The organism is Burkholderia mycopellens (assembly GCF_964265025.1).
Lineage (GTDB): Bacteria > Pseudomonadota > Gammaproteobacteria > Burkholderiales > Burkholderiaceae > Burkholderia.
Map to the genome: position 1 here is coordinate 2,243,251 of NZ_OZ183803.1, position 25,430 is coordinate 2,268,680.

General features: G+C 63.4%; 20 protein-coding genes. 6 read left to right on the forward strand and 14 right to left on the reverse strand.

The genetic code is table 11. The annotated features are described in order from the left end of the window. Positions 1–134: 134 nt before the first annotated feature. On the reverse strand, positions 135–959 hold the full coding sequence (locus tag ACPTTC_RS28320; RefSeq protein WP_175968510.1) for a GntR family transcriptional regulator: 825 nt from the start codon (positions 957–959) through the stop codon (positions 135–137). Positions 960–1,247: 288 nt separating this feature from the next. On the opposite strand from ACPTTC_RS28320, the gene ACPTTC_RS28325 reads away from it, so the two are divergent. From ACPTTC_RS28325 to acnA, 5 genes are all read left to right on the forward strand, one after another. Then, positions 1,248–2,234, forward strand: a complete 987-nt coding sequence (locus ACPTTC_RS28325) for a malate dehydrogenase (protein ID WP_027791119.1) — start codon at positions 1,248–1,250, stop codon at positions 2,232–2,234. Between the two features lie 184 nt (positions 2,235–2,418). After that, positions 2,419–3,426: an HpcH/HpaI aldolase/citrate lyase family protein gene (locus tag ACPTTC_RS28330; RefSeq protein ID WP_423394838.1), complete on the forward strand. Its 1,008-nt coding sequence runs from the start codon at positions 2,419–2,421 to the stop codon at positions 3,424–3,426. A 230-nt stretch (positions 3,427–3,656) separates the two neighbouring features. Then, positions 3,657–4,172: a hypothetical protein gene (locus tag ACPTTC_RS28335; protein WP_423394839.1), complete on the forward strand. Its 516-nt coding sequence runs from the start codon at positions 3,657–3,659 to the stop codon at positions 4,170–4,172. A gap of 22 nt (positions 4,173–4,194) precedes the next feature. Then, complete coding sequence (locus ACPTTC_RS28340; RefSeq protein ID WP_423394840.1) at positions 4,195–5,646, forward strand: bifunctional 2-methylcitrate dehydratase/aconitate hydratase; 1,452 nt, start codon at positions 4,195–4,197, stop codon at positions 5,644–5,646. A 336-nt stretch (positions 5,647–5,982) separates the two neighbouring features. Further along, positions 5,983–8,700 carry an aconitate hydratase AcnA gene (acnA, locus tag ACPTTC_RS28345; RefSeq protein WP_423394841.1) on the forward strand — a complete coding sequence of 906 codons (2,718 nt, stop codon included), beginning with the start codon at positions 5,983–5,985 and terminating at the stop codon, positions 8,698–8,700. 123 nt (positions 8,701–8,823) lie between these two features. Here the strand turns inward: acnA and ACPTTC_RS28350 are convergent, their stop codons facing one another. The 10 genes from ACPTTC_RS28350 to ACPTTC_RS28395 all read right to left on the reverse strand — a co-directional run bounded on the left by ACPTTC_RS28350 (position 8,824) and on the right by ACPTTC_RS28395 (position 18,679). Then, positions 8,824–9,261, reverse strand: a complete 438-nt coding sequence (locus tag ACPTTC_RS28350) for a DUF1801 domain-containing protein (protein WP_423394842.1) — start codon at positions 9,259–9,261, stop codon at positions 8,824–8,826. Next, positions 9,258–9,689, reverse strand: coding sequence for an SRPBCC family protein (locus tag ACPTTC_RS28355; RefSeq protein ID WP_423394843.1), 432 nt, complete (start codon positions 9,687–9,689; stop codon positions 9,258–9,260). The genes ACPTTC_RS28350 and ACPTTC_RS28355 overlap by 4 nt, the downstream gene beginning before the upstream one ends. Next, entirely contained in the window at positions 9,689–10,012 is a 324-nt protein-coding gene (locus ACPTTC_RS28360; protein ID WP_423395730.1) for an ArsR/SmtB family transcription factor, read from the reverse strand. The genes ACPTTC_RS28355 and ACPTTC_RS28360 overlap by 1 nt, the downstream gene beginning before the upstream one ends. A gap of 261 nt (positions 10,013–10,273) precedes the next feature. Further along, a complete protein-coding gene (locus ACPTTC_RS28365; RefSeq protein ID WP_423394844.1) occupies positions 10,274–11,683 on the reverse strand; it encodes a hypothetical protein in 1,410 nt (469 codons plus the stop codon). Next, positions 11,680–11,937 (reverse strand): PAAR domain-containing protein, encoded by a 258-nt coding sequence (locus tag ACPTTC_RS28370; protein ID WP_175955127.1) that lies wholly within the window; start codon positions 11,935–11,937, stop codon positions 11,680–11,682. Before ACPTTC_RS28370 ends, ACPTTC_RS28365 begins: the two co-directional genes overlap by 4 nt. Before the next feature lie 47 nt (positions 11,938–11,984). Beyond that, entirely contained in the window at positions 11,985–12,566 is a 582-nt protein-coding gene (locus tag ACPTTC_RS28375) for a hypothetical protein (RefSeq protein WP_423394845.1), read from the reverse strand. A 28-nt stretch (positions 12,567–12,594) separates the two neighbouring features. Then, positions 12,595–13,323, reverse strand: a complete 729-nt coding sequence (locus ACPTTC_RS28380) for a T6SS immunity protein Tli3 family protein (RefSeq protein ID WP_423394846.1) — start codon at positions 13,321–13,323, stop codon at positions 12,595–12,597. Between the two features lie 173 nt (positions 13,324–13,496). Next, complete coding sequence (locus tag ACPTTC_RS28385) at positions 13,497–14,246, reverse strand: T6SS immunity protein Tli3 family protein (protein WP_423394847.1); 750 nt, start codon at positions 14,244–14,246, stop codon at positions 13,497–13,499. Next, on the reverse strand, positions 14,246–16,180 hold the full coding sequence (locus ACPTTC_RS28390) for a T6SS effector phospholipase Tle3 domain-containing protein (RefSeq protein WP_423394848.1): 1,935 nt from the start codon (positions 16,178–16,180) through the stop codon (positions 14,246–14,248). Before ACPTTC_RS28390 ends, ACPTTC_RS28385 begins: the two co-directional genes overlap by 1 nt. Positions 16,181–16,183: 3 nt before the next feature. Beyond that, positions 16,184–18,679 (reverse strand): type VI secretion system Vgr family protein, encoded by a 2,496-nt coding sequence (locus tag ACPTTC_RS28395; protein ID WP_423395731.1) that lies wholly within the window; start codon positions 18,677–18,679, stop codon positions 16,184–16,186. Positions 18,680–19,772: 1,093 nt separating this feature from the next. On the opposite strand from ACPTTC_RS28395, the gene ACPTTC_RS28400 reads away from it, so the two are divergent. Continuing rightward, entirely contained in the window at positions 19,773–21,506 is a 1,734-nt protein-coding gene (locus ACPTTC_RS28400; RefSeq protein ID WP_423394849.1) for a S53 family peptidase, read from the forward strand. 106 nt (positions 21,507–21,612) lie between these two features. Here the strand turns inward: ACPTTC_RS28400 and ACPTTC_RS28405 are convergent, their stop codons facing one another. The 3 genes from ACPTTC_RS28405 to ACPTTC_RS28415 all read right to left on the reverse strand — a co-directional run bounded on the left by ACPTTC_RS28405 (position 21,613) and on the right by ACPTTC_RS28415 (position 25,369). Further along, complete coding sequence (locus ACPTTC_RS28405) at positions 21,613–23,031, reverse strand: MFS transporter (protein ID WP_423394850.1); 1,419 nt, start codon at positions 23,029–23,031, stop codon at positions 21,613–21,615. A gap of 207 nt (positions 23,032–23,238) precedes the next feature. Further along, a complete protein-coding gene (locus tag ACPTTC_RS28410; RefSeq protein ID WP_423394851.1) occupies positions 23,239–24,075 on the reverse strand; it encodes an ABC transporter permease in 837 nt (278 codons plus the stop codon). Positions 24,076–24,112: 37 nt separating this feature from the next. Next, on the reverse strand, positions 24,113–25,369 hold the full coding sequence (locus ACPTTC_RS28415; RefSeq protein ID WP_423395732.1) for an ABC transporter permease: 1,257 nt from the start codon (positions 25,367–25,369) through the stop codon (positions 24,113–24,115). Between the last annotated feature and the right edge of the window lie 61 nt (positions 25,370–25,430).

Here is a 25,430-nt window from a genome sequence, read left to right on the forward strand (position 1 = left end):
TTTTAGCGCCTTTTTATATCGCGCTGCAGCGAAAGTCTGCTCTGGATAGTTGCGCGAACAAGAACAAAGGCGGCCCGAAACGTGCTTCGCGAACGTGGGGAACGCGAACGCACTCGGCTTGAGCCGATACACCGTCAACTCAAGTCATTCTGATAGTAGTACCCGGTTGTGACATACCAGCCGCGACGCACTTCCACCGGCCGGTCTCCGTATGTATAGGACACCCGCTCGACCGACAGCAAAGGGAAACCTGCCGGCACGTGCAGCAGGTCGGCCACCGCCGGCTCCGCCGCCACCGCACGGATCTTCTCCGTCGCGCGGATCATCCGCGTGCCGAACTCCGTCTCGAACATCGCATAGAGCGGCCCCTTGTACTCGCTTAGCCGCTCGAACGTGAGCCCGCGGAACATCGCGCCCGGCAGCCAGATCTCGTCGAGCACCGTCACCTCGCTGTCGAATTCCAGCAGGCGGCGCACCTGCACGACGGGGTCGGCCGGCTTCAGGTCGAGCTGCCGCGCGATCTCGGCCGGCGCGCGCAGGCGGCGGCATTCGAGCAGGCGGCTCACGTGCGGATGCTCGGCACCGTCGTCGGCCAGCAGCCGCAGGAAGCGGAACTGCGCGCGATCTTCATTGTGCGTTGCAACAAAAGTACCCTTGCCCTGCCGCCGGACCACGAGGTTTTCGGCGGCCAGCTCGTCGATCGCCTTGCGGACGGTGCCCTGGCTGACCTTGTAACGGGCCGCGAGCTCCACCTCGCTCGGGATGATCTCGCCCGGCTTCCATTCACCGGTTTCGAGACTTTGCGTGATCAATGACTTAATCTGCTGGTATAACGGGCTGAACGTCGGCGACGGAGCCGCCGCAGGCGAAGGTGCGGGATCGCTCCCGCCCGGCTGCCCTGGGCCGCCTGCGCCGGTCTGATTCGCGGTATTCGCCTGGTTCGATGTCATGGCGCGCATTTCATCACAAACCGCACTTTTAAGTCCACTCAATTTCCGCAAAACATCTGTCTTATATAAGACATATGATACCGTTTGACTTTGCGCGAGACGACTCCTACACTCCCGGTCGAGCAAGGGTTCGCGGGTGCAAAAGCGCGTCCCCGGCTACGTGCCACGGCCGTCTCCAGGTTCACCGCGTCTGCCATCGCGAGTCCTCCGCCCTGCTTCAATGCAACGCTACGCACAACGCGCATAGAATGGCGTTTTCGCGAGTGTCCAACGCTTCACCCGTCCTGGAGATTTTCAATGGCTAAGCCCGCAAAGCGCGTTGCCGTCACCGGCGCCGCAGGTCAAATCGCTTACTCCCTGCTGTTCCGCATCGCGAACGGCGACCTGCTCGGCAAGGACCAGCCGGTCATCCTGCAACTGCTCGACCTCCCGCAAGCCCAAGCCGCCGTCAAAGGCGTCGTGATGGAACTCGACGATTGCGCGTTCCCGCTGCTCGCGGGCGTCGTGATCACCGACGATCCGAAGGTCGCATTCAAGGATGCCGACGTCGCACTGCTGGTTGGCGCACGTCCGCGCTCGAAGGGCATGGAGCGCAAGGACCTGCTGTCGGCAAACGCCGAAATCTTCACGGTTCAGGGCGCTGCGCTGAACGAAGTCGCGAGCCGCGACGTGAAGGTGCTCGTCGTCGGCAACCCGGCGAACACGAACGCATACATCGCGATGAAGTCGGCCCCGGATCTGCCGAAGAAGAACTTCACGGCCATGCTGCGCCTCGACCACAACCGCGCGCTGTCGCAGCTCGCAGCGAAGTCGGGCAAGCCGGTCGCATCGATCGAGAAGCTCGCCGTGTGGGGCAACCACTCGCCGACGATGTACCCCGACTTCCGCTTCGCGACCGCCGAAGGCGAATCGCTGCTGAAGCTGATCAACGACGACGTGTGGAACCGCGACACGTTCATCCCGACCGTCGGCAAGCGCGGCGCGGCGATCATCGAAGCGCGCGGCCTGTCGTCGGCAGCGTCGGCAGCGAACGCGGCGATCGACCACGTGCGTGACTGGGTCCTCGGCACGAACGGCAAGTGGGTCACGATGGGCATCCCGTCGGACGGCTCGTACGGCATCCCCGAAGACATCATCTACGGCGTGCCGGTCGTGTGCGAAAACGGCGAGTACAAGCGCATCGAAGGCCTGGAAATCGACGCATTCTCGCGCGAGAAGATGGACGGCACGCTGGCCGAGCTGCTCGAAGAGCGCGATGGCGTCGCCCACCTGCTGAAGAACTAAGCATCACGCGTATCGCCGGGCGGCCCTCGGGCAGCCCGGTTTCGGCCCGGGCCGGCATGCCGCCAGCCCGGCCAACCGATCCGATCCGTGCACGTTTTGCCGCTCCGCGCCCGCCGCGCGCCGGCCCAGAACGCGCCCGAATCCGATTTTCTCCACGTTGACCCGCTTCCCTGGCGTAGACGAGATGGCCGCGCTCACTCCCGCACAAGTGCTGTACGACGGGGCGTCCCCGCCCGCGATCCTGCCCTGCTGTGATCACTACGCGGGCAGCGAAAAGCTGATGCGCAAGTCGCTCGCGCTGCAGGCCGAGCTGGGCCCCGTGTTCGACATCACGCTCGACTGTGAAGACGGCGCGGCCGTCGGCCAGGAAGCCGCGCACGCGGCACTCGTCGCCGACATGCTCGGCAGCGACGAGAACCGCTTCGGCCGCGTTGGCGTGCGCATCCACGATTTTTCCCACCCGCACTGGCGCGACGACGTGCGCATCGTGCTGCGTGCGCCGCGCGCCCCCGCCCACATCACGCTCCCGAAGATCGCGAGCGCCGCCGACGCAGCCGAAATGACCGCGTTCATCGAGGGTACGCGCCGCGAGCTCGGCATCGCGCAGCCGATTCCGGTCGACGTGCTGGTCGAGACGCACGGCGCGCTCGCGCAGGCGGCCGCCCTCGCCGCACTGCCGACCGTCGGCACGCTGAGCTTCGGGCTGATGGATTTCGTCTCCGCGCACCATGGCGCGATTCCCGATGCCGCGATGCGCTCGCCCGGCCAATTCGAGCACCCGCTCGTGCGCCGCGCGAAGCTGGAAATCGCCGCGGCCTGCCACGCACACGGCAAGACGCCATCGCACAACGTCACGACGGAAGTGCGCGACATGAGCGTCGTCGCCGCCGATGCGCGCCGCGCGCGCGACGAATTCGCATTCACGCGGATGTGGAGCATCCACCCCGCGCAGGTCCGCCCGATCGTCGACGCATTCGCGCCGCGCACCGACGAGGTCGCACTGGCCGCCGAGATCCTGCTGGCCGCGCAGGCCGCCGACTGGGGACCGACGCGCCACGGTGATACGCTGCACGATCGCGCGAGTTACCGGTATTACTGGTCGGTGCTGCGCCGCGCGCGGGCCACCGGCCAGCCCGTACCGGCCGAGGCCGCGCCGCTGTTCGGCCCGGCCGCCGCGGGCAGCGCGCCGTAAGCGCGCGCCGCCCGCCGATACACGAGTTTCATGCATTCGGCGAGGCGCGAACCGGATAGAGGTTTGCGAAACGACAAAAAACGTAACGGAGCCCGAAAACCTGATATATGCGAGGCCAAATAGGTGAAAATAGCGGCCGCTGCGCGCTTTCGGGGCGCGTGCAGTTTCAAACCGGCCGGCAGTTTCGATTGCCGGCCCTTGTCAACTGATTATCGAAAGGTTCTGACTCCATGAAGAAACTCCTGATCGCTACCGCCATCGGCGCCTTGTCCGCCACGATGCTGGTGTCGGCTCCGAGCGCGTTTGCCCAGGGTACGACCACGACGACCGCGAAGAAGGCCGCGGCCAAGCGTCCGGCGCCGGCCAAGCGGATCATCCCGCGCAGCAAGAAGGCACAGGCACGTGCCGCGGCGAAGGTCGATCCGGTACCGGACGGCGCGGTCAAGTGGTCGTGCAAGGAAGGTCTGTCGTTCGACCTCGCCGGCGACATGAAGCGCGACCAGGTCGTCACGGTTCACTGGGCGAAGAAGAACTACAAGCTGCCGCGTCAGGCCACGACGACGGGCGCCGACACGTTCTACGATCCGGCAGCAGGCTTCAAGCTGATCGTGATCCCGACCAAGGCGATGCTGTTCTCCGACGCAAACGGCGGCGAACGCCTCGCGGACGAATGCGTGACGCCGGAAATGGCGCAAGGCACGCCGGCACCGACGCAGTCGAACGAACTGAAGCCGGCAACGAACTAAGCGCGTTCCCATCGGCCCCTCGATGTCCGCCCCGGTCTCCAACGTCCGCCCTGCTCCGGATACGGTACTCGTCGATATCGTCGACTACGTGCTGAATGCCGGCATCGACAGCGCGCTCGCGCTGGAGACGGCGCGTCATTGCCTGATCGACACGCTCGGATGCGGACTCGAGGCGCTGTCCTACCCTGCCTGCACCAAGCTGCTTGGCCCCGTCGTGCCCGGCACGATCGTGCCGAACGGCGCGAAGGTGCCGGGCACGTCCTTCCAGCTCGATCCCGTCCAGGCCGCCTTCGACATCGGCGCGATGATCCGCTGGCTGGACTTCAACGACACCTGGCTCGCCGCCGAATGGGGTCATCCGTCCGACAATCTCGGCGGGATCCTGGCGACGGCCGACTGGCTTTCCCGCACGGCCGTCGCGGCCGGCCGGAAGCCGCTCACGATGCGCGACGTGCTGGTCGCGATGATCCAGGCCCACGAGATCCAGGGCTGCCTCGCGCTCGAGAATTCGTTCAACGCGGTCGGGCTCGACCACGTGCTGCTCGTGAAGGTCGCATCGACGGCCGTCGTCGGGCGGCTGCTCGGGCTCACGCGCGACGAGCTGGTCAACGCGGTGTCCAACGCGTTCGTCGACGGCCAGGCGCTGCGCACCTACCGCCACGCACCGAACACGGGCTCGCGCAAATCATGGGCAGCCGGCGATGCAACTTCCCGTGCGGTGCGCCTCGCGCTGATCGCGAAAACGGGTGAAATGGGCTACCCGTCGGCGCTCACCGCGAAGACTTGGGGCTTCTACGACGTGCTGTTCCGCGGCCAGCCGTTCCGCTTCCAGCGCCCGTACGGCACGTACGTGATGGAAAACGTACTGTTCAAGATCGCGTTCCCCGCCGAATTCCACGCGCAGACGGCCGCCGAGGCCGCGCTGCAGCTGCACGCGCAGCTCGCCGCCGCGGGCCGCACGACCGACGACATCGGCCGGATCACGATTCGCACGCACGCGGCCGCGATCCGCATCATCGACAAGCAGGGCCCGCTGGCCAATCCGGCCGACCGCGACCACTGCATCCAGTACATGGTCGCCGTGCCGCTGCTGTTCGGCCGGCTGACCGCGGCCGACTACGAAGATTCGGCCGCCGCCGATCCCCGCATCGACGCGCTGCGCGCGAAGACCGTGTGCGTCGAGGATCCGCAGTTCACGAAGGACTACCACGACCCGGACAAACGCTCGATCGCGAATGCACTGACGATCGAGTTCACGGACGGGTCGAAGCTTGCCGAAGTGGCGGTCGAATACCCGCTCGGCCACCGGCGGCGCCGGGCCGAAGGCGTCCCGCTGCTGGTCGAGAAGTTCAGGACCAACCTTGCCCGCCGCTTCCCGGCAAAGCAGCAACAAGCGATTCTCGACGTGTCGCTGGATCAGGCAAAGCTCGAAGCGATGCCGGTCGATGAGTACGTCGATCTGTATGTGATATAGGGGGCTGTTTGCGGATGAAACGGACATGCGAATGCCCCAAATCGGTCGCAGGACAAGAAGTGAGGAGCGCCGTTTGGCCGTGCCAAACAAGGGACGAACGACGCCGTCATGCGGCCGATTTGGGGCATTCCCGTGGAATGAAATTTAATTTTGGGGTTGCCCCGAGAAAGGCCGCTCGCTGCGTCACGCTCCTTGCGAATACGTCCAGTATTCGCCGCGTCGCAGTCCTCGCGAGCGGCCTTTCTCGGGGCAACGCATGTCCGTTTCATCCGCAAACAGCCCCCAGGTCATCTACAGGACTCTTTGTTTCCTAGCCTTAAACCCAGGAAAATCACCATGGCCCACAATCTCCACAAGACCCTCAAGGAATTCGACAGCGGTTCCGGCAAAGGCAAGTTCTACTCGCTGCCGCAGCTCGGCAAGGAACTGAAGACGAAGATCGAACGCCTGCCGGTGTCGATCCGTATCGTGCTCGAGTCCGTGCTGCGCAACTACGACGGCAAGAAAATCACCGAAGAACACATCGAGCAGCTCGCGAACTGGAAGCCGACCGCGAAGCGCGTCGACGAGATTCCGTTCGTGGTGTCGCGCGTCGTGCTGCAGGACTTCACGGGTGTGCCGCTGCTCGCCGACATCGCGGCCATGCGCGGCGTCGCCGAGCGTACGGGCAAGAACCCGAAGAAGATCGAACCGCTGGTCCCGGTCGATCTCGTCGTCGATCACTCGGTGCAGATCGACTACTTCCGCCAGAAGGACGCGCTCGACCTGAACATGAAACTGGAATTCCAGCGCAACAACGAGCGCTACCAGTTCATGAAGTGGGGCATGCAGGCATTCGACACGTTCAAGGTCGTGCCGCCGGGCGTGGGCATCGTCCACCAGGTGAACCTCGAATACCTCGCGCGCGGCGTCCACAAGAAGGCGGACGGCGGCGACACCGTGTACTACCCGGATACGCTCGTCGGCACCGACAGCCACACGACGATGATCAACGGCATCGGCGTGGTCGGCTGGGGCGTGGGCGGCATCGAAGCCGAAGCCGGCATGCTCGGCCAGCCGGTGTACTTCCTGACGCCGGACGTGGTCGGTGTCGAGCTGAAGGGCAAGCTGCGCGAAGGCGTGACGGCCACCGACCTCGTGCTGACGATCACCGAAATGCTGCGCAAGGAGAAGGTCGTCGGCAAGTTCGTCGAATTCTTCGGCGAAGGCACGAAGTCGCTGTCGCTGCCGGACCGCGCCACGATCGGCAACATGGCGCCGGAATACGGCGCAACGATGGGCTTCTTCCCGGTCGACGAAAAGACGATCGACTACTTCGAAGGCACGGGCCGCACGAAGGCCGAAATCGCCGCGTTCGAAAACTACTTCAAGGCGCAGAAGCTGTTCGGTATCCCGAAGGCCGGCGACATCGACTACACGAAGACGGTGACGCTCGACCTCGCGACGGTCGCACCGTCGCTGGCCGGCCCGAAGCGCCCGCAGGACCGCATCGAGATCGGCAACGTCAAGTCGACGTTCACCGACCTGTTCTCGAAGCCGGTCGCGGAAAACGGCTTCGCGAAGAAGGCGGACGATCTGGCCACGCAATACACGACGAGCAACGGCGTCGACGTGAAGAACGGCGACGTGCTGATCGCCGCGATCACGTCGTGCACGAACACGTCGAACCCGAGCGTACTGCTGGCCGCCGGCCTGCTCGCGAAGAAGGCGGTCGAGGCCGGCCTCACGGTCGATCCGAAGATCAAGACCTCGCTCGCGCCGGGATCGCGCATCGTCACCGAGTACCTGACGAAGACGGGCCTGCTGCCCTACCTGTCGAAGCTCGGCTTCGAAGTCGCGGCCTACGGCTGCACGACCTGTATCGGCAACGCGGGCGACCTGACGCCGGAACTGAACGAAGCGATCACGAAGAACGATATCGTCGCGGCAGCCGTGCTGTCGGGCAACCGTAACTTCGAAGCACGTATCCACCCGAACATCCGCGCGAACTTCCTCGCGTCGCCGCCGCTGGTCGTCGCATACGCGATCGCCGGCAACATCACGCGCGACCTGATGACCGAGCCGGTCGGCAAGGGCAAGGGCGGCCGCGACATCTACCTCGGCGACATCTGGCCGACGAGCGAAGAAATCCACGCGCTGCTCAAGTTCGCGCTCGATCCGAAGAAGTTCGAGGACAACTACTCGAAGCTGACCAAGAAGGGCGACCTCTGGAGCAAGATCGAGGGCGAATCGGGCCAGGTCTACGACTGGCCGAAGTCGACGTACATCGCCGAGCCGCCGTTCTTCGGCAACGACTTCTCGATGGAACCCGCTGCGTCGATCCCGACGGTCAACGGTGCGCGCGCACTGGGCATCTTCGGTGACTCGGTCACGACCGACCACATCAGCCCGGCAGGCTCGATCAAGGAAGATTCGCCGGCAGGCAAGTGGCTGAAGGAAAACGGCGTGCAGAAGGCCGACTTCAACAGCTACGGCTCGCGCCGCGGCAATCACGACGTGATGATGCGCGGCACGTTCGCGAACGTCCGGATCAAGAACCTGATGATCCCGGCGAAGGCCGACGGCTCGCGCGTCGAAGGCGGCCTGACGATTCATCAGCCGAGCGGTGAACAGCTGTCGATCTACGATGCGGCGATGAAGTACGTCGACGCCGGCACGCCGACCGTCGTGTTCGCGGGCGAAGAGTACGGCACGGGCTCGTCGCGCGACTGGGCCGCGAAGGGCACGCAGCTGCTCGGCGTGAAGGCCGTGATCGCACGCAGCTTCGAGCGCATCCACCGCTCGAACCTGGTCGGCATGGGCGTGCTGCCGCTGCAATTCAAGGGCTCGGACAGCGTCCAGTCGCTCGGCATCACCGGCGACGAGACGTACGACATCGAAGGCCTCGGCGACGACTTCAAGCCGCAGCAGGACGTCACGCTCGTGATCCACCGCAAGAACGGCGACACGCAGCGCGTGCCGGTGCTGCTGCGCATCGATACGCCGATCGAAGTCGACTACTACAAGCACGGCGGTATCCTGCCGTTCGTGCTGCGCTCGCTGCTCGCAGCGTAAGCGCCCTGCTTTTGCAGGTGCCGCAGCCGCCTCGCGGGCGGTTGCGGCCGATTTGGAAGCCCGACCTCGTGTCGGGCTTTTTTTCGTGCGTGCGTTACGCGATATCGCCGTGCGTCCGGCGCGTCACGCCGCGTTGTCGGCGCGCGCCTTCGCGCCTGGGCCCGCTCGCCGCGTGTTCTTCTTCAGATGCGTGCGGTTGTATTCGATCGCCGCGCGCACGAGGGTCTTCAGCGCCCGCTTGTCGATCCGGTCGCCTTCGAAGAAATCGATCGCGCGCCGCGCATTGCCGTCGAGGCCGTCGTTGAACAACCTGGCGGGATCGGGCAGATGCGCGCCATGCATGAACGTCAGCTTCACCTTGCCCTTGTGCGCGTTCGCCACGGCGATCATTCCGTCGCACGACCACACGGGGCTGCCCATCCATTTCCATTCCTCGACGATGCCTGCTTGCGCATCGAGGATCGTCTGGCGCAGATCGGCGAAGGTCTTGCCGCGCCAGTCGGCAATGCCGGCGATCAGCGCGTCGATACGTTCCGACGGCGTGAGGTCCGTTGTGCTCATGCGCGGGCCTCCGTGCCTTCGTCGGGGCGCGCCAGTACCTGTTCGAGCGAATCGAAGAACCGGACCCAGCCGTGCTGCGCACCGCGGTACGCGTGCTCCTGGTCGGTGCGGAAGCCGACCTGCTCCATCCGCAGGTGCGTGCCGACCGGCGTCGGCGTGAGCGTCCACGTGACGACGCTTTCGAGGCCGTATGCGGCCCACGTATAAGACAAAGCGCGCGGCGGCTCGATCGTCAGGACCGTGCAGTCGACCGAGCCCCAGTCCGCACGGAAGCTGAATGCGCGGCCCGCGACGGGCTCGAAGTCGCTCTTCATCAGCCACGCCTCGATCAGGTGCGGTTGCGTGAGCGCGCGCCAGATCTTCTCCGGCGGATGCGGCAGCTCCCGCTCGACGACGACGGAGCGCGTTTCGGTAGTGGCCTGGTTCATTACTGATCCATCCTTTTGAGCAGATCTTCGAGGGCGTCGAACCGGTTCTGCCAGAAGCCCGCCATCTGGCTCGTCCAGTCGATCAGCGGGGCCAGCGCTTGCGGCTGTGCGCTGTAGTGCGTCTGCCGGCCTTCGTGGCGGTCGCTCACGAGCCCGGCCTGCTTCAGGACGCCGAGATGCTTGGAGACGGCCGGCTGCGAGACGCCCGCATGAGCCGTCAGCGCGGCAACCGTCAGCTCGCCGTCCGCGCACAGCCGCTCGAAGAGCGCGCGGCGCGTCGGGTCGGCAAGCGTTCTGAAAAGCGTGTCGTTAGCGTTCTGCATGTCCTGATTCATAACCCGTTGGTTATGGGTTGAAGGATATCTGCTGAACGGCAAGAGTCAAGGAGGTATTTCGAGGATGCCGAGGTGCTCCGCTGTTGCATGCGACGCGCTTCGCGTCGAACGCAGTCGCGCCGGAAGCGGGCTGGCCGAAGGTCTCGCGGACCGTCAGATCACGCCGGCTTCGCCCATCCGGGTTCGAGTGTTTGCTCTAATTTTTATTCGATCGTCGCGCGCTGATGCCGTGCCACACATGACCCGGCCTCAAATCCAAGCGCCCATGCGCCGCAGTTGCCGGTAAAAATCGTCTTCCAGCAAGCGACGCCTCAGAAACGAACCGCCAAGCTGGATCAGGAACAGCAATACGAATCCGGCCAGGCAGGACCAGAACCATCCTCTGGATGCATTAAGAGCATCAAGCGCGACCACGATCAGGATCAGGCAACAACTCCCACCCAGGCTTACCGACAAGCTAAGCCGACGCATATAGCCCGCCTCGACGCGAGGCACCGGTGCGCTCTGCGCTCCGACCAAATTCAGCCGCACCTGTTGAGCGCTCGGCAAAGCAACCAGCTGTGCGCCTTGGCCATGCGCCACCATCTGCGCCGCGAGCGCCTGAAGCAATAGCCCATTCACCGGCCCCGGCTTGCCGATCGCGCGGTCGACATCGTGCACCGGCAGTTCCAGTCCTGCATCCTTGATGGCGCCGAGCGTCGCATGCCGACCCGGGGGCGGCAGATCACTCAGCCACGCGTGCCTGATGCGCACGCGCGGCGTCTGCTCCGATGCCAGCAGCGTTTCCAGGGCGTCCACCATGGAATCGGAAGGCATCGCAATCGGGCGGAATAAACGCGCCTGAGGCCGGAGTTTTCCGTTGAAGTCCTCGATCACGCGCGGCGAGGTGAGCAACATCGCCACGGCGGCCTCCGACCATGCCGGCTCCGCGCCCTCCGCATGCATTTGACAAGCCAGCAACAACCGGAAATCGGATTTGCAGCCTTCGTCGAACCACGTCTGGATGTTCGTCTGCTTCGCACCGAACGGCACCCATCCGAACTGCACGAGGTCGGGCAGGTTAAGCCTCTTCCAGACGGCCCGGAGTTCGGTAAGATCCTCCTTGCCGGCCGATTGCAGGATCACATCGACGACACGGCTCCGCGCATGACGCGCAAGGCTGGCAGCGAACGGCGTCAGCAGTTGCTCCAGTACCCGTTCGAGCCGCGATACGCCTGCCGAACCTTTCGCCTCCGGCAACGCCAGGATCTTGCCGGGATTCATCGGCGCACTGCCTTCCAGGCCCAGCAGGCGTTCGGCCAACTCGGGCTCAGGCGTCAACGCAATGCTATCGACAATCACCATGTGAGCTTGCGCCCATTGCCGCCACGTCGCCCGCTCGCTGCGGCACAGGAAATTCCACCAGTCGACCCGCTCGATCCACTCCTCATAGCTGCAATAGATCACGCCGCACACGGCACCCGACACCAGCAACGGCAACAGCAACGCGCGCACGAAGAAGTGTTCGGATATCACCGGCTTGCCCTGCTCCCACGTGAGTACCGCAATGAGCATGCCCGCGATCTGGATGACGACGATCGCAAGTACGCACCACCAGATCGAGGGGGGCTTGCCGTACTGATATTCCCCGACGTTCGGGACCGTCCACGTTCGCTTCATGCGATTTTCATCCCTGCGCTGCTTGCGATCACCTGGCTGCCACACTGTGTTCGGCACAGGTGCACCGCCCATTTGCGGCCGCCTTCGCTGTAACCCTCGGCGCATTCGATGATCGGGTTGTCGCCGTGCTCCGGGCATGAGACGACGTCATGAAGCAGCGCTACCTTGCGGCCGTCGAGGTCGAATGTCGATGATGCGGTTTTGACAACACCTCCGTGTGTGGTGGCATCGCCTAGGCATACGGGTGTTTTCATGAGGAAGGTCCTTGTAATTGCGGGTGACGCGCCACATCGAAGCTGGATCATGGCTGGCCCTTGCCTGAAACTGTCGACCCAAGTTGAGAGCCATCTATGTTCCGACAAAGCCATGCTCTCGCCTGCACGGATGGGGTATCCGGCTCGATCAAATTAATAGAGAGCGGTTTCATGTCTTTGCGTTCTCCCGAGTCGCTCACCACTTTCCCTTTCCCGTCGTATTCATCAAACCGGAGAGTAAAGAACGTAGCAACCTCATTCTTTCTATAATCATCTCCACACCAATACGCCTTGCCCTCAATAAGCGATGCATAGCCGAGCGCTTTTATACATCGACCTCTCGCCTCCTCACGAGTCTGCGCCACCGCACGATCAGAGCAATTCATTTTATTTACCATAACCGGAGAAAAAACGATACTCGCATTACGCCCTCCGCGCCTGGCTCGCTTTGCATCAACGTAGACATCGTCACCACCAAAACTTCGACCTACATATTTCCAAACCTCCTGATCCAGCGTCGTTTCAAATAACGGATTGTCGAATTGCGCAAATGCGCTTCCTGACAACATCAAGGCTACAGGTAGCAAAATTCTATATAACTCATTCAGGCAACCGAGGGGTTTCATCATGGGGTCTTTGTTGTAAGTTTCACGCGCCTCATGGCACCAGCGGCGCGTCCGGGTTCGTTGGCTTGATCGATGCGTCACAGGTAATGCGGTCCTGACCGGAGGGCGTGCGAAGCTTTGAAAAAACACCTGGTCGCTTTGATGCTGCAAAGCTCCCGCCCTTGACACCAGGCGGATAGGGTCTGCCTAAATCAATGCCTGGGATCATCGGAGACATAATGACGTAGGCATCGTCGTCTCCCCACTTCTTCGCGACATAGAGTTTGTCTTCGGTTACGAACATCGAATAGCTCTTCGAGTCCTCGAACGAATTGAAGCTATGTTCCATGTAAACTGTCGTGGCAAAGGTTTTTCCGCCATTTGTCGAATACCAAAGTGGTACTACACAACCTTTTTCACCATTACCACAAAATGCTCTCGGTGGATAAGCCAGAGGCAAAACGATATTCATTCCAGTCGGATCGGCGTTAATGATGTGCCCCTGGAAATTTTCAAAATGCCCGCGACCTAAATACTTTCTGATGCCGGTACGGGTATCGTTGTAGTACGATTCCCCGTGATAACAGTCTCGATAACGTTCCAGCGTCACGAAGCGGTGGTCATCAATCCGGTAGATGACTTGGGGCGGCGAGTCATATGGCAACTCCTTGAGCGTCGAACTCATGAAATCCCCAAGCCCAAAGGCCGGCCGCCGCGAAGTCTGTGCCGTGCATCCTTGCAGCAGGGCGACCAGACTGATTACAGCGATCATGTATCTCATTACGCTCCTCCTTTCCATTGCTGTTGCCGCATTTGTTATACTTCGGCCTTACTTTTTCCTCGACTAACCGACTCGCGACAGCAAAGCAACCGGTCCCGGGCCAGCGATTCGATCAACGCGCGAAGATCGATCCCACAAGCCACACGATGACGGCACGGCCGAATGTCTGCACCTCACTGCGGAACTAGTGGCGCGTCGAAATTAGTCGGCTTAATCGACGCATCGCAGGTGATGCGATCCTGTCCGGACGGCGTGCGAAGGCCATCCGGCATTAACTTTTTCTTAGATTCCCACGCACCGTCCGATTCAAAGATTGATGGCTGAGGGTTACCGGGATCGACAGAATGGTGAAGCAGGTATTGGCGAACGCTCAAATCGTATTCCGGCCGATCCATTCTGTATTGATATTTCTTGGCAACAAACAACTTGTCTCTTGTTACTGCCACCGTATAGTCTTTCGAGTCCTCGAATGCATTGAAACTGTGATCCATGTAAATCTTCGTGGCGAAAGTTTTCCCACCATCTGTCGAGTACCAAAATGGCACCGCACAACCCTTTTCACCATTGCCACAAATCAGTCCATCCGGATACGCCAGCGGCAAAACAATATTCGCCCCAGTCGGGTCAGCGTTAATAATACGTCCCTGGAAGTTTTCAAACAGGCCTCGCCCTAAATACTTTCGAATTCCAGCGCGGGAGTCGTTGTAGTACGATTCCCCGTGTTGACAGTCCCGGTAATGTTCCAGCGTTACAGAGCGGTGATCGTCGATTCGGTAGATGACTTGGGTTGGTGAGTCATACGGCAATTCCTTGAGCGCTGAGCTCATGAAATCTCCAAGCCCGAAAGTCGGGCGCCGCGAAGTCTGTACGGTGCATCCTTGCAGCAGGGCGAATAGCGTGAATGCACAAATCGTGTATCTCATCACGCTCCTCCTTTCCATTGCTGTTGCCGAAGTTGTTCTGCTTCGGCGTTGCTTTGTTCCTCGGAGATCGTGGTCCAATCGATACAGGGTGGCTTGGTAACGGATTGGGAGGCGCCAAGCTCAAAGTAACTGTCGTAGCCTTGCATCCAGTCGGCCAATTTCATCAGGCGGGTCCAGAACGCCGCCCTCTCGTATGCATCACAAAAGCCGACGGGGAGATCGTAGGCCACCACCCGACGCATGAACGCTTGGTGCTGCGGCAACGTGCTGTGGTTGGTCGGCTCAGCGCGATAGGTGTCGAGTCGTTGCAGCATTTCGTCTTGGGTCTCAGGTCGAGTCGTGCGCCTAGAGCTGTAAATGTCCTCGGTAGTAACGGTGTGCTCCGGCTGATAAATCGACCGCATATAACGGTAGTCGGGATCAGCGTAGCTCCCTGTATTCGGATCATTCTGATCGGGAACCCACTTACCCATTTCCTCGGCTCCTCTACGTGAGTCTTCGAACTGACGCATCTCGTCCGCCGTGACCGGATGCGGTACCTCTTCAGCATTGATCGTCACGGTTTTGTCCGGATGCGGCACTGTCCACAGCTTCACGAGAGGTGTGAAAATATCCCTGTTTCCATTCCAGAAATCGGTCGGCTTCGCACCGGGCACGAGCTTGTTTTCGAGAATTGGCGGCAAAGTACCGAACTTCTTCACGCCCGGCGCGTCGCCCACCGGAGTACCCCGCGCCAGCATGCGCTGCTTGACGGTATCGCCTAACTCGGCGAGCAGTTTGTCGTCCACGCCCTGCCAGCCGATGCTTTGCAGAGGCACCGCACCCATCACGCGATCATGCGGCGTGAAGTACACGTACAGTCGACCGTGATTGTCGCGCTCGTGGATACCGGAGTTGCGCTGGTTGTCAGGGCGCCAGAAATCTATGTCCTCGGAGGCACCGCACTGCAACTGCTGCAATTGCGCCTCGGTGAAGATGCGCTTGTCCTCCTTGAGCCGATTTGCGATATTCCGGAAGGTATTGACGCGTGCCTCGGGAGTAGGGCGCGCCACACCGCAGGCCAGCGCGTCCGTGATCTTGTCATCGAGTGCGTACGGCGAGTTCATCACAAACAGGGCATCAGGCGCGCGCGTCTTGCACAAGGCGGTCGCTGCCATCGCGATCATGGTGCCCTGGCTGTGCGACATCACAGTCACGGTATCGCGCGGACATTCGGAACGAATCTTGTCGATCAGGTCCGCCAATCGTTGCGCCGCGTGTGCATAGTAGTCGCGTGGTGGCGCATCCTGGAGTTGCCGATCGGCCTCGGTATTGAGCTTCTCCATATCGAACCCGAGCACATGACGTTTGAATCCTTCCCGGCTCCACAATTGCGACAGGTTATTGGTACCGTTCTGGAAAGGACCGCCTCCCCAATACCATGGACCTTTCTCGTTTGTGCACGCGGGCGCCCCCCATGCAGATAAATCGAAACCGCGCGGACTGCGCATCTGAATGCGCCAGTTGCGCTCCTCTCCGTCCTTCGCACGGTAGCCCCAGTAGAAGCGGATCACGGGAGAGTTACCTTCGTCCCCCTTCTTGATATACCTAGGCACGGGACGGTCACCGTCTACCGTGCTGTAGGTATTCGCCTTCAGATCGCTCCGTTTCAGCCGTTCGTTGAGCCCTTGGCACAACGCCCTTTCCGCGGCGTCATACCACTCCCCCGTGGAATTAACGCCATGCACAAAGATGATGATGCCTGGCATATGCGGCGGAATGCGGCATTCTGCGCGCACCTGAAAACTGCTCGGCGTGTGATAGGACTCCCAATACGGCTGCCCCAGATGATCGCGCTGCATCGGCACGATGCGTGTTGCGGTGTCGTGCCGATAGGGTTTCGGCGTACCAGCATCGTCGTCCGTGTCGTCCGGCTGGTTGGAGTGATCCGTCATGAATCAGCCCTCCTTATTGTTCTGAAGCAGCAACTTGAGCCCCCGTGCAACATCCTGCCGGCTCAACGAGGTCTCGCCCTTGTCGTTGGTTATGCCCTCGATAATCTGTCCTCCGGCGAGCTGAATCTTGTACGGTCGGTTTGCAACCGGTCGCCCGGTGATGTCGTCGCTGAGAATGAACCGCTCGTCGTTCGCGATATCGATCTGGTTGAACTTCGGCAACGGCAGCGACAGCGCACCCGGTCCTTCCTTCTGGATTTCGATGATTTTGAGGATCAGGCAGCCGGCCCCGCCAATCTCGACGTTATCGCCCTGCACCTTGATGTAGGCCGTACCGCCGCCGCCGAGCACAACCCCGTTCGCGGCATTGACGGTCGTGGTGCCGTCGGCACTGGTGATCCGCATGTCCTTCTGCGCCACCAACTCCATCGCGTCGGACTGCGCCTGGATCCGAACCTTGCCGCGCGCGGCGTAGAGCTTGATACCGAACTTGTGCGCAAACAGCGACAGCACCTCGCCCGCCGCGATCGCGACATTCCGGAGCGCATTCACGTTGAACCGCGACGACGTGCCGACACTCACGTCCTTGCCTGCCGACACCATCACCCGATCCGGCGTCGCCAGGCCAATGCCGTTCGGCGCGGACAGTGCGATCACGGCCGTCTTCAAGCTCGCCAGTTCGTCTTTCAGCCACGCGTTTTCCGCCCTCAGGTCCGCGATCTCCGCATGCGCCACCGCTGCGGCGTCGGTCAACCCCTGGGCCTGCGCCTGTGTCAGCGCGAACTGGTTCGTCGCCGGCCGCATGTCGGTCGTCTGCCCGATCGCCTTCTCCTGCCTGTCGGACGACACCAACAGACCGCCCCCCGCGCGCACATGCCCCCGATCGTCGGTGCGCAGTTCGAAACCCTCGCCGCGCAGTTGTTGATCGCGGTCCACCGTATAGCCGAGATTGAGCTGCGACTTGCCATGCTCGGTCGCGACTTTGATGTGTTCGCGACCCTGCCGGTCATCCATCTCCAACGTGTTGTTCGAGCGCGTGCGGATCGTGTTGCGCGTGCCCCAGGGCACGCCCGCGACGATCGGGTCCGTGTGCTGCGCGGTATGCAACACGTGGCTGATGAACGGCAAATCCACGCAGCCCCACAGAAAGCTCACGCCGACCACCGTGCCTTCGACGAGCCCGAAGTGAAAGCCTGTTTGGTTCGGCCCCGCAAACGGCTTCGCCAGCCTCATCGGGCAGCTCTGCAGACCCGGTACTCGCTTGTCGCGATCCAGATGGAGATCGACGATGTATTCGCCCTCGCTATCCAGATATGGGTCTTTCCAGCCGCCGGACGATGCGATCGTCCCGGTGATGACCCCGTCGATCCTGGGCCACGTCGCTTCCATCAACGGCATTCGATACTGGCGATCGGATGGAATCGCGTCGAACTTGACGTGATAGGCCTTTCTCCGGCTCGCGCCACACGTCACCCGTACCACGACCAGCCCGTGCTTCGCATCGGGCAATTCCCGGTTCGACAGTTTCAGCACCGAGCCGGGCGTGAGGTCCAGCATGTCGCACTCGCCGCGATACTCGACTTGCCCGGCCAGCGCAGCCTCGCGGCGCAACTGCGCCTCTTCCTTCGCGTCGTCCTCGCTCCGGCCCGGCGCTCCCCATGTATACGCTTCACCATACGTGCCGCGATCATCGCGGATCGAACTGACCGCCTCGATCGGCGCCGATTCCGCCGCTTCGGTGTTGAATGTGCGCACCGCGTAGGCCGCGGACATGGTCTTCGCGCACATTTCCAGTGCGCTGACCGACTCGATGCCCCCGGTTTCCAGACCGCCGTGCGGCCGGTATGCAACCGTCAGGTGCTCGGGATCGCGGCGGTAGTGCGCATAGTCGTCGCAGAAGCACACCCGCTCGCAGCGCTCCCCTTCCTCGCAGACGAACCAGATGCCCGAGCGCCGGCACAGTCGCGTGATGAACGCCAGATCGTCCTCGCCCCACTGCATCACGAAGCTGCGCTTTCGATAGGATCGATACAGCTTGAATTCGAAGCGAGCGAAAATCTTGTTGAACTCGTGTTCCCGCAGGATCTGCTCGATGATCTCGGGAATGCTCATGTCCAGAAAGAACCGGCACTTCGGCGCATTGCGCAACAGCGCCAGACGCGATTCCAGCACGATCTCGTACAGTGACTGATCGCGGTTCGTGGCCTTGAGCGCGAAGCCGGTCACCACGCCTTGCACGCGACGCGCGCCTTCCGGTTGGCTCCATCGGTCCCGCGGCGGCGGCTGGATCACGAACGCGCCGATTCGGTTCAGGAATTCGCTGCGTGACAAATCATGGCGGGGATGGGTGAACCGGATCGTGTACTTAGTCGGCTCGCCGATCCCGCGCTCGCCATCGAACTCGTAGATGTCCGCAAGCGCGGCAGCGGGCGCACCCTTGATATCCAGACTATAGAACTGATGGATATCGACGCCCGCGCGCGCAGTCGCGTCGGACATGGCCAAGTTCGCGATCAATTAATTCTCCGAAAACGTTTGCGGAATATTCGGCGCGACTTTAACTGGATGAAAGACAAATCTGCTATAGGACGAATCTGAAATTAGCAAGGAGCGGGATTTAAAGCCGGATCCATTGACGAATCCTGCTCGAGCGGAAACAGACTCCGTGTTTCCCGAATGCCGCTTCGCTCGATTGGCACCACGCGGCCGATGCATGGGCTCTCACCGCGCGACATGTGCGGTGCGTCCGGAGACCATCGGCGCGTGTACCGAAAACTGTCGCAGGCCGGAACCCGATAGCGCATTCCGCGTGCGGCGGAACAGCGCCATCGAAACGCCCGGAATCGAAAACATCTCCCGAAAATCCGGAATGCCGGCTTATGACCGAACATTCGATACGGAAACCTACCGTTCTGCACGCCGCGAAATGCCTACGAGGACTATCCAATCCAGTTTCGGCGACAGCGGCGTTCAGGCGTCGGCGATCGCCGCCGCAAGTCATTGGGCATCGCACCGGACAAGATCGACCATTCAAGATCGCTTTCGCTTCGCGAAGCGCTCCAAACAGCGCCGGCTTCATGTTTCCGGACTCGAGCGTTTGCTCTAATTCACGTCGGCGTTCTCGCAATCGAAAGCGGTCTGCAAGACTGCGCGGCAAGCTGTTCCACACTTCGGGAAACGCCGGCGGTCGGCCAGCCCCAATGTCGTGCATCAGCGATGCCGTCCCGGCCGCCTCGCCTCGTTTGATCACATAGTGCGACACCGCGTGCGGCGATGGACGATCGAGAATCATGCGCATACGAGATCGTCCACGCCGCCATCGCGCACGTTTCGGCGCTCCGGCGAACAACTCGTGCGCACGAGCGCGGGGCGTCGTCGTGCCATCGTGTCGCGAACCGGTTCCGTCGCCAATACGGAGCAGTTGCCGTCTGCACCGCGCGATACACACCCGGTCGCGCGCCGATGTCAGAACTGACAGCTATGGAAACTGGCAGCTACCTGAACGGCAGCGACGCCCTACGCTCGTCACCGCTCGCGATCCCACAAGGATCGAGGGCTCCAGCAACGTCGTCTCTCCTAAAAAGGACTCCCGATGAAAAGGAACGCCTGGTTTGCCCTGCCCCTGCCGTCGCCCCGCCGCCTTGCGTGCGTGGCACCGCTCGTGTTCGCCGCCGTTGCGGCGCATGCGGCGACGGACTGGGTCGACACCCATACGAAGGCCTTTCTGACCGGCCCGCAGTTGATGGCGCGCAGCGCGGCGCCGTCGCTCGAACTCGCGGCCGGCGAAACGACTGACGTCGTCGTCAGCCTGAAGCTGCGCAATGCCGCGCAGCTCAAGCAACTGTCGCGCGACGTGAACCGGCCGGGCAGCCCGCATTACCGCCAGTACCTCACGCACGAGCAGTTCCTCGCCAACTACGCGCCGACCGACGCGCAGGTGAAGTCGGTCGTCGACTATCTGCGCAAGAGCGGTTTCGTCAACATCGAGGTCGCGCCGAACCGGCTGCTGGTATCCGCACGCGGCACGGCCGGCACCGTGAAGACCGCATTCAACACGTCGCTCGTGCACTTCGAATACGCAGGCCACTCCGGCTTCGCGAACACGTCGACTGCACAGGTGCCGCGCGCGCTCGGCGACGTCGTCGGCTCGGTGCTCGGGCTGCAGAGCGTCGCACACGCTCGGCCGCTGCTGCATATCGGCAACGTGTCGAAGCCGCAGGCGCTCGCGGCCGGCACGGCGACCGGCCACTATCCGAAGGAATTCCCGGCCCTGTACAACGCAACCGGCGTGCCGACCGCCGCCGGCGTCACCGTCGGCATCATCACGATCGGCGGCGTGTCGCAGACGCTGACGGACCTGAAGCAGTTCACGTCGAGCAACGGCTACGGCACGGTCTCGACGCAAACCATCAAGACCAACGGCTCGGGCGGCAACTACACCGACGACCAGGACGGCCAGGGCGAGTGGGATCTCGACAGCCAGTCGATCGTCGGCTCGGCCGGCGGCCAGGTCGGCAAGCTTGTGTTCTACATGGCGGATCTCAACGCGAGCGGCAACACGGGCCTCACGCAGGCGTTCAACCGCGCGGTGTCGGACAACACCGCGAAAGTGATCAACGTGTCGCTCGGCTGGTGCGAGACCGACGCGAGCGCGGACGGCACGCTCGACGCCGAGGAACAGATCTTCACGACCGCCGCGGCACAAGGCCAGACGTTCTCGGTTTCGTCGGGCGACGAAGGCGTGTACGAGTGCAACAACCGCGGTTATCCGGACGGCTCGAACTACACGGTGTCGTGGCCGGCTTCGTCGCCGCACGTGCTCGCGATCGGCGGCACGACGCTCTACACGACGTCGTCGGGCGCGTTCTCGAATGAAACGGTGTGGAACGAAGGGCTCGACGGCAACGGCAAGCTGTGGGCGACGGGCGGCGGCGTCAGCACGATCCTGCCGGCCCCGTCGTGGCAGTCGGGCAGCAACCGCCAGTTGCCGGACGTCGCGTTCGACGCCGCGCAAAGCACCGGCGCGTACATCTACAACTACGGCCAGTTGCAGCAGATCGGCGGCACGAGCCTCGCCGCGCCGATCTTCACGGGCCTCTGGGCGCGTCTGCTCGCAGCGAACGGCACGGGCCTCGGCTTCCCGGCCGGCAAGTTCTACGCCGACATCCCGTCGAACCCGTCGCTGGTGCGCTACGACGTGGTGTCGGGGAACAACGGCTATCAGGGGTATGGCTACAACGCAGGCACCGGCTGGGATTACACGACCGGCTTCGGCAGCCTGAACATCGCGAACCTCAACCAGCTGATCAAGTCGGGCGGGTTCTAAGCGAAGCGTGAAGGCCGGCGCGCGGTGGTGGTTCGTTGCGCGCCGGTTCGTGACTTTCCCGCGACCGTTGTCCGGTCGTCAGCCTGCGCCGCTACTGCGCACAACCCTACTCCGTCGCCTGCTCGCGCACGCGCTCCGATGCGGCCGGCACGCCGGCCCGATGCGACGGCGCAAACAGCCGCAACCCGCTCGCGACGCTCGCGGCCCCGGCGAAGCCCGCGCCGAGCATCAACGCGAGCGTCGGCCCGTGGCGCCCCGCGATCCCGAACGACAGCGCGACGAGCGCCGCACCCGTCGCCTGCCCGATCAGCCGCGCGGTCGCGATGATCCCGCTCGCGCCGCCGCTGCGCTCGGGCGGCGCACTCGACATCAGCGCCTTCAGGTTCGGCGACTGGAAGAAGCCGAAGCCCGCGCCGCACAACATCATCCGCCAGCCGATGTCGATGACGCCCGGCGCCGCCGGCAGCGCGGCGAGCGACACCATGCCCGCGCTCAGCAATGCAAGACCGATCGCGCCGAGCAGGCCCGGCGGATAGCGATCCGACAAGCGCCCCGCGATCGGCGCGGCGAGCGCGACGATCGCCGACCACGGGGTCATCAGGAATCCCGTCTCGACCGCGTTGCGATGCAGGACGGTTTCGAAATAGAACGGCAGCGACACGAACGCGAGCCCCTGCGCGGCGAACGCGCACACGGCGGTCAGCGCGGACAGCGTGAACACCGGCCGGCGAAACAGGTCGACCGGCAGCATCGGCGCCGGGTGCCCGGCCTGACGGCGGATCAGCAACCAGCCGAATGTGAGCGCAACCGCGGCCGCCGCGAACACGACGGAAAGCGGCCCGCGCTGCGCGAATTCGCCGAGCGCGAAGATCAGCGATGCGAACGTGATCACGTTGAACAATGCGGCGACCGGATCGAACGCATGCTTGCCGCGCGCCGTCTGCGGTAGCGACGGAATCGCCACGGCCAGCGCGAACACGCCGAGCGGCACGTTCACGGCGAACAGCCACGGCCATGCGGCGACCGACAGGATCAGCGACGCGATGGTCGGCCCGACCGCGAACGACACGCCGACCACGAGCGCGTTGAAGCCGACACCGCGCCCGAGCCGGTGCGCGGGGAACAGGCCGCGGATCAGCGCGACGTTGACGCTCATGATCGCGCTCGCACCGAAGCCATGCACGATCCGTGCGGCCGTCAGCATCGGCAACGTCGACGCGAGCGAACAGCCGAGCGACGCGAGCGTGAACACCGCGAGCCCGGCGATATACACGCGCTTGTGGCCCACGATGTCGCCGAGCGATGCGAACGGCAGCAGCGTCGCGACCATCGCGAGCTGGTACGCGTTGATGATCCACACGGACGCGGCCGGCGATGCATGCAGGTCGGCGGCGATCGCAGGCAGCGCGGTGTTCGCGATCGCGGTGTCGAGCGTCGCGAGCGCGACGGCCAGGAGCACGGCGGACATCGCGCGCCAGTTGACGGCCGGCTCATGCGCGCCGGCGGGGGAAGCGAATTCGGACAAGATAAGGCTCGACTGACGAGCGACGCGTTGCGCCGCGTCGCGGATTGGACTCGCGGCGGCGTTCCGGTCGCACCGCACGGAACGCGCACCGCCTCGCCCCGTATTGTTGCAGAGCCGCATCGAACGTGCAGGCGGGCGCCTCGTCAGTCAGGAAAATGAAAGCGAATGCGGTGCCGCGCAGGGTGCGCGGCAGGCAGGCTCGCTGAGTCAGGTCACCGCGCGCCGCGCATTGCGGCCCCGCAGCCATTCGAGCGCAAGCAGCAGGCTCGTCGAGAAGATGATCAGGATCGTTGCGAGCGCAGCGATCGTCGGGCTGATGTTCTCGCGGATCCCCGTGAACATCTGGCGCGGCAGCGTCGTCTGGTCCGCGCCCGCGAGGAACAACGTGACGACGACTTCGTCGAACGACGTCGCGAACGCGAACAGCGCGCCCGACATCACGCCCGGTGCGATCACCGGCAGCGTCACGCGGAAGAACGTCGACACCGGATTCGCACCGAGCGACAGGCTCGCGCGCACGAGGTTCTGGTTGAAGCCCTGCAGTGTCGCGGCGACCGTCGTCACGACGAACGGCACGCCGAGCGCCGCGTGCGCGGCGATCAGCCCCGTGTAGGTGTTCGCGAGTCCGAGCGGCGCGAAAAAGAGGTACATGCCGACGCCGACCACGACGACCGGCACGATCATCGGCGAAAGCAGCACGGCCATCAGCAGCCCCTTGCCGCGAAAGTCGGCCTTCGTGAGACCGATCGCGGCGAGCGTGCCGAGCACCGTCGCGACGACGGTCGCCGACGGTGCGACGATGAAGCTGTTCTTCGCGGCCATCCGCCACTCGTCCGATGCAATCAGGTTCTCGTACCAGCGCATCGAGAAACCCGGAATCGGATAGACGAGGAACGTGCTCGACGAAAACGACAGCGGCACGATCGCGAGCACCGGCAGGATCAGGTACAGCAGTGTCAGCACGACGAGCACGCGCAGCGCGATGTACCACGCGCGCTCGACGAACGACATGTGCGGCGCGAACAGCGGCCTGGCAAGTTTCATGGTTCGAATCCCCTTCCCGTTTCGTAGTGCGCGGCGCTCAACCGAGGCTCACGTTGGTGCGCGTGAAGCGCCCGTACACCGCGTACAGCACGAGCGTCGCCGCGAGCAGCAACCCGCCGAGCGCGCATGCCATGCCCCAGTTGATCGTCACGTTCGTGAAGTACGCGACGTAGTAGCTGACCATCTGGTCGTTCGGCCCGCCGAGCAGCGCGGGCGTGATGTAGTAGCCGATCGCGAGGATGAACACGAGCAGTGCGCCCGCGCCGACGCCCGGATAGGTCTGCGGCACGTATACGCGCCAGAACGCGGCGAACGGATGGCTGCCGAGCGACACGGCCGCGCGCTGGTAGGTTGGCGGGATCGACTTCATCACGCTGTAGAGCGGCAGGATCATGAACGGCAGCAGGATGTGCGTCATCGAGATGTATACGCCGACGCGATTGAACAGCAGCGTCAGCGGATGCGAGATCAGCCCGCTGCCGACCAGCGCGGTGTTGATGAGCCCTTCGCTCTGCAGCAGCACGATCCACGCGGCGACGCGCACGAGCACCGACGTCCAGAACGGAATCAGCACGAGGATCATCACGAGGTTCGAGCGACGCTCCGACAGCGTCGAGATCCAGTACGCGAGCGGATAGCCGAGCAGCAGCGCGAACAGCGTGACGGCGACGCCGATCACGAACGTGCGGCCGAAGATCGCGAGATAGATCGACTGGTCGGGATCGGCCTGCACGATGTGGCCGAAGCCGTCCTGCTTGTGGTCGAGCGCGGCGAGCAGGTAGAACGGCGACACCTGGCTGCCGTTCTTCGCGATCGACTGCCAGTACGCGACGTCGCCCCAGCGCGCATCGAGTTCGACGATTTTTTCGCGCGTCTGCGCGGGCGTCAGCGCCGCGTCGTTGTCGCCCTTCAGCGGCATCGCGCGCGCCGTCTTCGCGACGAGCGAGCGATAGCCGGGAATTTCGTTGTTCAGGCGCCGCGCGAGCGCCCCCATCGCCTCGCTGTCCGCCACCTTCGTCATGTCGGCCGCAAGCGCGACATACGCGGCGTCGGCCGGCGGCGCCTTGCGGTCCCAGCCCGACAGCGCGGCGACCGTCTTGGGCAGCGCGGTCGCGATCTCCGGGTTCTGCACCGCGCGCGTAAGCAGCGTGCCGATCGGCACGACGAAAATCAGCAGCAGGAAAATTGCGAGCGGCGCGACCAGCAGCAGTGCCATCGTGCGCTTGCGGGCCTCGGCGGCCTTCAGCTCGCGCTTGAGCGCGGCGGTCGACGGCGAGGAAGGCGCGATCGTCATCGTATTCAACGGTTCTCTCCGGCCGGGCACGTTCCGGCGGACTGCCGCGCGACACGATCGA

Coding starts and splice junctions, on each gene's coding strand:
- ACPTTC_RS28320 (WP_175968510.1), bottom strand. CDS start 959: ATGCGCGCCATGACATCGAACCAGGCGAATACCGCGAATCAGACCGGC.
- ACPTTC_RS28325 (WP_027791119.1), top strand. CDS start 1,248: ATGGCTAAGCCCGCAAAGCGCGTTGCCGTCACCGGCGCCGCAGGTCAA.
- ACPTTC_RS28330 (WP_423394838.1), top strand. CDS start 2,419: ATGGCCGCGCTCACTCCCGCACAAGTGCTGTACGACGGGGCGTCCCCG.
- ACPTTC_RS28335 (WP_423394839.1), top strand. CDS start 3,657: ATGAAGAAACTCCTGATCGCTACCGCCATCGGCGCCTTGTCCGCCACG.
- ACPTTC_RS28340 (WP_423394840.1), top strand. CDS start 4,195: ATGTCCGCCCCGGTCTCCAACGTCCGCCCTGCTCCGGATACGGTACTC.
- acnA (WP_423394841.1), top strand. CDS start 5,983: ATGGCCCACAATCTCCACAAGACCCTCAAGGAATTCGACAGCGGTTCC.
- ACPTTC_RS28350 (WP_423394842.1), bottom strand. CDS start 9,261: ATGAGCACAACGGACCTCACGCCGTCGGAACGTATCGACGCGCTGATC.
- ACPTTC_RS28355 (WP_423394843.1), bottom strand. CDS start 9,689: ATGAACCAGGCCACTACCGAAACGCGCTCCGTCGTCGTCGAGCGGGAG.
- ACPTTC_RS28360 (WP_423395730.1), bottom strand. CDS start 10,012: ATGCAGAACGCTAACGACACGCTTTTCAGAACGCTTGCCGACCCGACG.
- ACPTTC_RS28365 (WP_423394844.1), bottom strand. CDS start 11,683: ATGAAGCGAACGTGGACGGTCCCGAACGTCGGGGAATATCAGTACGGC.
- ACPTTC_RS28370 (WP_175955127.1), bottom strand. CDS start 11,937: ATGAAAACACCCGTATGCCTAGGCGATGCCACCACACACGGAGGTGTT.
- ACPTTC_RS28375 (WP_423394845.1), bottom strand. CDS start 12,566: ATGATGAAACCCCTCGGTTGCCTGAATGAGTTATATAGAATTTTGCTA.
- ACPTTC_RS28380 (WP_423394846.1), bottom strand. CDS start 13,323: ATGAGATACATGATCGCTGTAATCAGTCTGGTCGCCCTGCTGCAAGGA.
- ACPTTC_RS28385 (WP_423394847.1), bottom strand. CDS start 14,246: ATGAGATACACGATTTGTGCATTCACGCTATTCGCCCTGCTGCAAGGA.
- ACPTTC_RS28390 (WP_423394848.1), bottom strand. CDS start 16,180: ATGACGGATCACTCCAACCAGCCGGACGACACGGACGACGATGCTGGT.
- ACPTTC_RS28395 (WP_423395731.1), bottom strand. CDS start 18,679: ATGTCCGACGCGACTGCGCGCGCGGGCGTCGATATCCATCAGTTCTAT.
- ACPTTC_RS28400 (WP_423394849.1), top strand. CDS start 19,773: ATGAAAAGGAACGCCTGGTTTGCCCTGCCCCTGCCGTCGCCCCGCCGC.
- ACPTTC_RS28410 (WP_423394851.1), bottom strand. CDS start 24,075: ATGAAACTTGCCAGGCCGCTGTTCGCGCCGCACATGTCGTTCGTCGAG.
- ACPTTC_RS28415 (WP_423395732.1), bottom strand. CDS start 25,369: ATGACGATCGCGCCTTCCTCGCCGTCGACCGCCGCGCTCAAGCGCGAG.